This is a genomic window from Bradyrhizobium sp. P2_E8 (assembly GCF_056403875.1).
In genome coordinates this window covers 1-3,830 of sequence record NZ_JBFUES010000754.1, presented here as the reverse complement: position 1 = coordinate 3,830, position 3,830 = coordinate 1, and the positions used below count along the sequence as shown (strand labels likewise).

Sequence of the window (3,830 nt, the reverse complement as noted above, 5' to 3'; positions counted from 1 at the left end):
ACGCTGAGCCACGGAAAGCTCTCCGGCGATATCCCCGCGATCAGCGAGGGCGCCGACCGGCTCGCGCGCGGCATCGTCCGTCGCCTGTTCGTCGAGGATCGCGAGATTCATTTCGCCAACCTCAAGGCCTTCGCCACGCCGGAACTCGCCGGCGACGAATGGCAGGATGCCGACGTCACCCATCAACCCGCCGAATAGGCGCAACCGGACAGGCAAGCGAGAGATGCAGACGAACAGGAAAGCCATCGCGGCCGCGATCGCCGGCAATGCGCTGGAGTGGTACGACTTCACGGTGTTCGCGCTGATGACACCGATCATCAAGAACCTGTTCTTCCCGGTCGACCCGAAAATTCCGGGCAGTGAGATCAACGCGCTGCTGCTGACCACCGCGCTGTTCGGCACCGGCTTCTTCATGCGGCCGATCGGCGGCCTCGTGCTCGGCTATTTCGGCGATCGCAAGGGGCGGAAGGCGGCGATGACGCTCGGCATGGGCATCATGGCCGTGTCGGTCGCGCTGTTGGCGTTGACGCCGACCTACGCGACGGCCGGCATTGCGGCGCCGCTGATCGTGCTGTTGGCGCGGCTGTTGCAGGGCTTTTCGGTCGGCGGCGAGTTCGGCACCTCGACCGCCTATCTGATCGAAGCGGCGCCTCCCGGCCGCACCGGCTTCTATGGCTCGTGGCAGATCGCCGGCCAGCTGATGGCCAACGTGCTCGGCGCAGTGCTGGGCGCCGTCCTGACGCTGGCGTTCACGCAGGAGCAGCTTGCCGCCGGCGCCTGGCGCATTCCCTTCTTCGTCGGCCTCGTGATCGTTCCGATCCTGCTCTATATGCGCGCCAGCGTCATCGAGCCCGAAGCTTCCCGGCGCAGCATGGCGACGGTGCACAAGGACAATTTCATCGCCGCGCTCAAGAATCCCGGCCGCAATTTCCTGATCGGCATGGGCATGGTGGTGGCGAGCGCCGTGTCGTTCTACGTCACCTTCGGCTACACCGTGACCTATGCCAAGGAGGTGCTGAAGCTGCCGCTGATGCAGAGCTTCCTGGTGCAGATGATCGCGGCAATCGTGATGGTGATCGTCGTGCCGATCGCGGGCGCCGTCTCCGACCGCTATCCGCGCAGGCCGCTGTTGCTGGTCTCGTTGATCGGCTATTTCGTCTCGCTCTACCCGCTCTATGCCTGGGTGATCTCCGAGCCGTCGATCGCAAGGCTGCTGGTCGCCCAGGTCGTCATCGGCTTCTTCAGCGCCTTCTTCCTCGGCGTCTACTGCACCACGCTGGTCGAGCTGTTCCCGATCCGCATTCGCTCGACCGCGCTCGCGATCGTCAACAACGTCGCCGTGCTGGTGTTCGGCGGCTTTGCCCAGTTCTTCGTGACCTGGCTGATCGCGCTCACCGGCTCCCCGCTGGCGCCGATCTTCTATGTCATGATCGGCGTCGGCCTCGGGCTGATCGCGGTGATCGCGATGCGGCCGGAGGACGCCGAGCGGGAGCAGGTCGCGGACGGCGTCGTCGAACCGGCATCGTGAAGCCGCTCAAAACTCCAGCGGTGCGTTGTCGACGACTTCCTTCATCACGAAGAAGGTGCGGGTCTGGCGCACGCCGGGCAGCGCGATGAGCTGCTCGCCATGGATGCGGTTGAAGTCCTCCATGTCGCCGACGCGGATCTTGAGGAAATAGTCGAAGTCGCCGGCGACGAGGTGGCAGTCGAGCACGAATTTCAGCTTTGCGATCGCCTGCTCGAAGATGGCAAAGCTTTCCGGCGTCGAGCGGTCCAGCACGACGCCGACCATGACCAAGGTCCCCTTTGCCACCTTCTTCGGGGCAACCATGGCGCGGACGGCGGCGATGAAGCCGTCCTCGAACAGGCGCTGGGTGCGGCGATGGCAGGTCGCGGGGCTGATCGCGACGGTTTCGGCCAGCTCGGCATTGCTGAGCCGGCCGTTATTTTGAAGCAATCTCAATATCTTAAGGTCTACGCGGTCTAATCGGGACGACATGGAAGGAACTTCCGATATTTGATCGATTTCTGAAAGAAATATTAGCTAGCTTGCCATTCTTCGCAAGATAGCATGCAATACGGGCGCAGCATTCGAGAGCACATTCCTTATCACCTGTGCTAGTCGCTGCGGCCAGCTCAACACCAATCGGGATGACCTGACCATGCTGGAAAAATTCGCGCGCTATCCGCTGACCTTCGGCCCGACGCCCATCGAGAAGTTGGAGCGGCTATCGAAGCATCTCGGCGGCAATGTCGAGATCTATGCCAAGCGCGAGGACTGCAATTCCGGTCTCGCCTATGGCGGCAACAAGCTGCGCAAGCTCGAATACATCATCCCGGATGCGATCGCCTCCAACGCCGACACGCTGGTCTCGATCGGCGGCGTGCAGTCCAACCACACCCGCATGATCGCCGCCGTCGCCGCCAAGATCGGCATGAAGTGCCGCCTGGTGCAGGAAGCCTGGGTGCCGCACGAGGACGCCGTCTATGACCGTGTCGGCAACATCATGCTCTCGCGCATCATGGGCGCCGACGTGCGCCTGGTCGACGACGGCTTCGACATCGGCATCCGCAAGAGCTGGGAGCAGGCGATCGAGGAGGTGAAGGCCGCGGGCGGCAAGCCTTACGCGATTCCCGCCGGCGCCTCCGTGCACAAATTTGGCGGGCTCGGCTATGTCGGCTTCGCCGAGGAAGTGCGCAAGCAGGAAGCCGAGCTCGGCTTCAAGTTCGACTACATCGTGGTCTGCACCGTCACCGGCTCGACCCATGCCGGCATGCTGGTCGGCTTCGCCGCCGACGGCCGCGCGCGAAAGGTGATCGGCATCGACGGGTCGTTCACCCCGGCGCAGACCAAGGCGCAAGTGCTTTCGATCGCGCAGAACACGGCCAAGCTCGTCGAGCTCGGCAAGGACATCGTTGCAGACGATGTCGTGCTGATCGAGGACTACGCCTATCCCGCCTATGGCGTGCCGTCGGAAGAGACCAAGGAAGCGATCCGCCTCACCGCGCGTCTCGAAGCCATGATCACCGACCCCGTCTACGAGGGCAAGTCGATGCAGGGTCTGATCGACCTGACGCAGAAGGGCTATTTCGAGAAGGGCGCGAAGGTCCTCTACGCGCATCTCGGCGGCGCCCCGGCGCTCAACGGCTACGGGTATGCGTTCAGGAACGGCTGAGGTTGCAAACTGTCGTCCCGGGGCGCGGCGAAGTCGCGAGCCCGGGACCCATAACCACAGAATCGCGYTTCGCGAAGACTCGTGGTGACCAGCTTGCCGCAACTACGTTTGCCTGTGGTTATGGATCCCGGATCTGCGCTCCGCTTGTCCGGGATGACGACGTGGAAGGATGGTCGCCCCTTACCGCGTCCTGATGATCCGCAGCAGCTCGTCGCCATAATGCTCGAGCTTCTTGTCGCCGATGCCGGGCACGTTGCGGAGCTCGTCCAGCGTGGTCGGCCAGGCCCGCACGATACCGTCGATGGTGGCATCGTGCAGCACCACATAGGCCGGCACGCCGCGTTCGCGCGCAACGTCCGAGCGCCAGGAGCGCAGCCGCGCGCGCAGCTCGGGATCGACGTCGCCTTGCGGGGCGCTTGCGGCAGGCGCGAGATCGCCGCGGCGGGATTTGGCGCGGCTGGAACGGATGCGGGCGCCGGGCGCCTCCTCGCGCAGCCACACCTCGGTCTCGCCGCGTAGCACGCCGCGTGCGGAGTCCATCAGCTTCAGCGCGCCATAGGCTTCACTGTCGCTCTGCAAATGGCCCATCGCAACGAGCTGCCGCAGCACCGTGCGCCACTGCTTTTCGTTGAGCTCGCGCCCGATGCCGAATAC

Annotated in this window: 4 protein-coding genes and 1 pseudogene; 3 read left to right on the top strand and 2 right to left on the bottom strand. The window is 64.2% G+C overall.

The genetic code is table 11. From position 1 onward, the window contains the following. Both AC1D00_RS31130 and AC1D00_RS31125 read left to right on the top strand, forming a co-directional pair. Positions 1-198: pseudogene (locus AC1D00_RS31130) on the top strand (FAD-dependent oxidoreductase); the annotation flags it as partial. Positions 199-223: 25 nt separating this feature from the next. After that, positions 224-1,528, top strand: a complete 1,305-nt coding sequence (locus AC1D00_RS31125) for a citrate-proton symporter (protein WP_477013293.1) — start codon at positions 224-226, stop codon at positions 1,526-1,528. A 6-nt stretch (positions 1,529-1,534) separates the two neighbouring features. Here the strand turns inward: AC1D00_RS31125 and AC1D00_RS31120 are convergent, their stop codons facing one another. Next, positions 1,535-1,999, bottom strand: a complete 465-nt coding sequence (locus AC1D00_RS31120) for an Lrp/AsnC family transcriptional regulator (RefSeq protein WP_135174937.1) — start codon at positions 1,997-1,999, stop codon at positions 1,535-1,537. A gap of 163 nt (positions 2,000-2,162) precedes the next feature. Here AC1D00_RS31120 and AC1D00_RS31115 point away from each other — a divergent pair, with 163 nt between their 5' ends. Further along, entirely contained in the window at positions 2,163-3,176 is a 1,014-nt protein-coding gene (locus AC1D00_RS31115; RefSeq protein ID WP_027545292.1) for a 1-aminocyclopropane-1-carboxylate deaminase, read from the top strand. Between the two features lie 180 nt (positions 3,177-3,356). Here AC1D00_RS31115 and AC1D00_RS31110 read toward each other — a convergent pair. Beyond that, the coding region (locus tag AC1D00_RS31110) for an HRDC domain-containing protein (RefSeq protein ID WP_477013292.1) at positions 3,357-3,830 on the bottom strand (474 nt) is incomplete at its 5' end.

Coding starts and splice junctions, on each gene's coding strand:
- AC1D00_RS31125 (WP_477013293.1), top strand. CDS start 224: ATGCAGACGAACAGGAAAGCCATCGCGGCCGCGATCGCCGGCAATGCG.
- AC1D00_RS31120 (WP_135174937.1), bottom strand. CDS start 1,999: ATGTCGTCCCGATTAGACCGCGTAGACCTTAAGATATTGAGATTGCTT.
- AC1D00_RS31115 (WP_027545292.1), top strand. CDS start 2,163: ATGCTGGAAAAATTCGCGCGCTATCCGCTGACCTTCGGCCCGACGCCC.